2 protein-coding genes are annotated in these 4492 nt (G+C 66.7%); both read left to right on the top strand.

Features of this window, described 5'->3' with window-relative positions; genetic code table 11:
- Positions 1 to 47: 47 nt before the first annotated feature.
- A complete protein-coding gene (locus tag E1289_RS36545; protein WP_347813619.1) occupies positions 48 to 2894 on the top strand; it encodes a type I polyketide synthase in 2847 nt (948 codons plus the stop codon).
- Positions 2895 to 2930: 36 nt separating this feature from the next.
- Positions 2931 to 4492, top strand: a 1562-nt coding sequence (locus E1289_RS36540; RefSeq protein ID WP_207929399.1) for a beta-ketoacyl synthase N-terminal-like domain-containing protein, incomplete at its 3' end; no start/stop codon positions are given.

Here is a 4492-nt window from a genome sequence, read left to right as displayed (position 1 = left end):
ACACCACACCCCTCCCCACCTACCCCTTCCAACACCACACCCACTGGCTGAATGCGCCACGGCCGAAGGGCGACCCTTCGGTAATCGGCCAGCAGGGTGCGGAGCACGCACTCCTAGGCGCCATCGTTCAGGTGCCGAGCACAGGCACTACGCTTTTCACGAGCCAGATATCCCTCAGTACTCACTCATGGCTGGCGGATCACGCGGTCCACGGACACGTCCTGTTCCCCGGTACCGCACTCATCGATCTGGCGCTGCATGCCGGCGGCCACACCGGTGCACCCGACATCGAGGAACTCACTCTCGAAACCCCGCTGCATCTGCCCGAGCAGGGTGCCGTTGATCTCCAGATCACTGTCGAGCCCCCCGACGGCAGCGACCGGCGCGCACTGTCCATCCACTCGCGTCCGACCGGCGATCCGGATACGACGGCGTGGACACGCCACGCCACCGGAACGCTCACACCGCACCTGGCGAGCAACGACTCCCAGAACCTGCCATGGCCACCACCAGGCGCTTCTCAGATCAGCGCGTCCGAGATGTATGAACGGCTTGACGAACGCGGCTACCGGTACGGGCCCGCTTTCCAAGGCGTCACCCGCGCCTGGCAGGACGGCGACGACCACTACGCCGACATCGTCCTCCCCGACGGGATGGAGCCCACCGGATACGGCATTCATCCCGCGCTCCTGGACGCCGCGCTTCACCAGATCGCGTTCGCCGCGCTTCCGGTGGACGGCAGCCGGGGTGAGACCTATATGCCGTTCTCCTTCGGCGGCATTTCCCTCGGTGCCACCGGCGCGACAAGGCTTCGCGTCCATATTCATGACCTGGGAGAACACCGGGTCGCCGTCGCCGCATTCGATTCAGCAGGCCGACCGGTGGTCACAATCGAGTCCCTGACTCTTCGCCCGTCGAAGCCGTTCTCACCCAGCAGCGTCACGGGATCGAAGCACCTGTTTGAATTGCGATGGACGACGCCTACCTCCCATGCCTCCCGCCTCCAGGAAGCGTCGGCAGCGCCGTCGTCATGGGTGGTGCTCGGTGAGGATTGGCCCGCGCTGAATGTGCGGAGCGTGGCCGACCTCCCCGCTCTGCGCCGCGAGGTCACGGATGGCGAGGAAGCGCCGCGGACCGTCCTGGCCACGCCCGCATCTCGCCGTGCTGACACCGACATCACTACCGCCGCCCACGAGACGTCCTCCCAGATGCTGCGGCTCCTGCAGGACTGGCTGACCGACGATCTGTTCTCCACGGACCGTCTGGTCGTGGTGACGCGAGGAGCCGTCGCGGCGCTGCCGGACGAGGAGATCACGGATCTCACTCACGCCGCGGTCTGGGGCCTCGTGCGCACCGCACAGATCGAACATCCCGACCGCGTCACCCTCATCGACCTCGATCAGGACAGCTCCTCCGCGTCCCTGGCGAAGGCCCTTGCCACGGGTGAGCCTCAGCTGGTCGTCCGCAAGGGCCGCGCGCTGGTTCCCCGGATGACGAGGTTGGTGGTCCAGGCGTCCGACGACGAGCCGGACCTGCTCGATCCGCACGGGACGGTGCTGATCACCGGAGGGACGGGCAGCCTGGGGGCGCACATCGCACGTCACCTGGTCACCCGGTACGGCGCCCGCCATCTGCTGCTCGTCAGCCGCTCGGGAGCCAAGGCGGCGGGTGCTTCCCGGCTCGAAGCCGAGCTCACGGCACTCGGTGCCGAGGTCGTCGTTCGAGCCTGCGACACCGCCGATGCCGATGACCTGGCGAGCACCCTGGCCTCCGTGCCGGACGAGCATCCTCTCACCGCGATCGTCCACGCCGCGGGCGCGTTGGACATCGCCCCTCTCGCATCCCTCCAGCCCGATCAGCTGTCGTCGGTTCTGCGTCCCAAGGTGGATGCGGCTTGGCACCTCGACCGTCTCACCGAGGACATGGATCTGAGGAGCTTCGTCCTGTTCTCTTCGCTGGCCGGCTCCATCGGCATCGCGGGCCAGGCGAATTACGCCGCGGCCAATTCCTTCCTCGACGCACTCGCCCACCACCGCCGCTCCCGTGGCCGGCCGGCAGCCAGCCTCGCCTGGGGACTGTGGGAAGAGGACAGCGACCTGCGCAGGCAGATCAACGACTCCGCTGTGGAGCGGATGACCCGGCTGGGCTTCGTCCCCTTGCCCGCCGCCCAATCCCTGGATCTGTTCGACGCCGCCATGAAGACCCGCCGCACCGTCGTCGTCCCGGCGCACATCGACAGCGCGGCACTGCGCCCGCAGGCCGATGCCGGCACCCTGCCTGCGGTCCTGCGCGGGCTGACCAGGTCGTCAGCACGGCGCGCTTCAGCCAACAGTTCGCCCAGCCACTCTTCCGACTCCTCCGATGGCCTGGCCGAGCATTTGCTCCAACAGAACGAGACGGAGAGACGGGAAACGCTTCTGGGACTGGTCCGCAGCACCACTGCGGCCGTGCTCAATCACGCCGACCCCGATTCGATCGGGACGGACCAGGCGTTCAAAGACCTCGGTATCGATTCGCTGACCGCTGTTCAGTTGCGCAACCGGCTCAGTTCGGCCACCGGTCTCAGCCTGCCCGCGACGCTGGTGTTCGACCGTCCAAGTCCGGGCGCGCTCACCGAATACCTGCTAACCCGGCTCGTCCCCGCCGACGACGGAGGATCCGGCCGCACACTCACCGAGGTGGTCAACAAGCTCGAGTCCGCTTTGGATCTGCTCGACCTCGATGACGCGCAATGGACCGGCGTCACCGTCCGTCTCGAAAACCTGCTCCGAAGGTCACGCGGTCGCGGACTTCCGCCGGCTGACGGCGAAGTGCCGGGAGAACTCGCATCCGCCACGGACGAGGAGCTCTTCGAAGCTCTGGACAACGAACTCGAGAGTACCGATCTCGATTAAGGCGACTGATCTCGCTGATCCTGAGGGGTTGAGGCAATGGAGAGCGAAGAGAAGCTCAGGTCATACCTGAAGCGAGCGACCTCAGATCTGCGCCAGGCCCGGCAGCGCCTACGCGAGGTCGAAGAACGCGCCCGGGAGCCGATCGCGATCGTGGGGATGGGGTGCCGGTACCCGGGTGGTGTGTCGTCTCCCGAGGATTTGTGGGAGCTGGTCGAGCAGGGCCGCGACGCCATCACCCCGTTTCCCGACAACCGGGGCTGGGACCTGGACGCCCTCTTCGACCCCGACCCCGATACACCCGGGAAGTCCTACGCACGCGAAGGCGGGTTCCTGCACGACGCCGACCAATTCGACGCCGCGTTCTTCGGGATCTCCCCCCGCGAAGCCACCGCCATGGATCCGCAGCAGCGGCTCCTGCTCGAAGTCGCCTGGGAAACCATCGAACGCGCCGGCATCGACCCCACCACGCTCAAAGACACCTCCACCGGCGTCTACACCGGCGCGATCTCGTACAGCTACAGCGCGCCACGGCCTCGGGATCCTGGCGCCTATGAGGGATATCTACTGACGACCAACGGGAGCAGCGTCGCATCAGGCAGGCTCTCCTACTCACTGGGGCTGCAGGGTCCGGCGGTGACGGTGGACACCGCGTGTTCGTCGTCGCTGGTCGCGTTGCATCTCGCCGCACAGGCCCTGCGCGGCGGCGAATGCGACCTCGCACTGGCCGGCGGCGTCACCGTCATGACCACGCCCGGCATGTTCATCGGCTTCAGCCGCCAACGCGGGCTGGCTCCCGATGGGCGCTGCAAATCCTTCGCCGCCTCAGCCGATGGCACGGTCGGCGCCGAAGGCGTCGGCCTGGTCCTGCTGGAACGCCTGTCGGACGCCCAGCGCAACAACCGTCACATCCTGGCCGTCATCCGCGGCTCAGCGATCAACCAGGACGGCGCGTCCAACGGAATCACGGCACCCAACGGCCCCGCCCAGGAACGCGTCATCCGCCAAGCCCTGGGCAGCGCGCGGCTCACCACCAGTGACATCGACGCCGTCGAGGCACATGGCACGGGTACCTCACTCGGCGACCCGATCGAGGCCAACGCCCTCCTCGCCACCTACGGCCACGATCGCCCCGAAAACCAACCGCTCTATCTGGGCTCTTTGAAATCCAACATCGGCCACACCCAGGCCGCCGCCGGGGTCGCAGGCGTCATCAAAATGGTCCAAGCCATCAACCACCGCCAACTCCCCCAAACCCTGCACATCGATAAGCCTTCACCCCACATCAACTGGAACTCAGCAGCCGTCACACTATTGACCCAAACTCAACCCTGGCCCGAACTGGACCGGCCCCGCCGCGCCGCCATCTCCTCCTTCGGCATCAGCGGCACCAACGCCCACCTCATCCTCGAACAACCCCCCACACCCAAAACAGAGCCCCAAACCGAAACCGAGCCCGCCCAAGGCGTCATCAACGAAACCCAACCGCCACAAGTCGACTGGCGCCTATCCGCCAAAACCGAAACAGCACTACGCCAACAAGCCCACCAACTCCTCGACCACCTCAACCACCACCCCCAACTCACCCCCCTGAACATCGC

The organism is Actinomadura sp. 6K520 (assembly GCF_004349245.1).
Taxonomy (GTDB): domain Bacteria; phylum Actinomycetota; class Actinomycetes; order Streptosporangiales; family Streptosporangiaceae; genus Spirillospora.
This window is presented reverse-complemented; position numbering and strand designations above follow the sequence as displayed.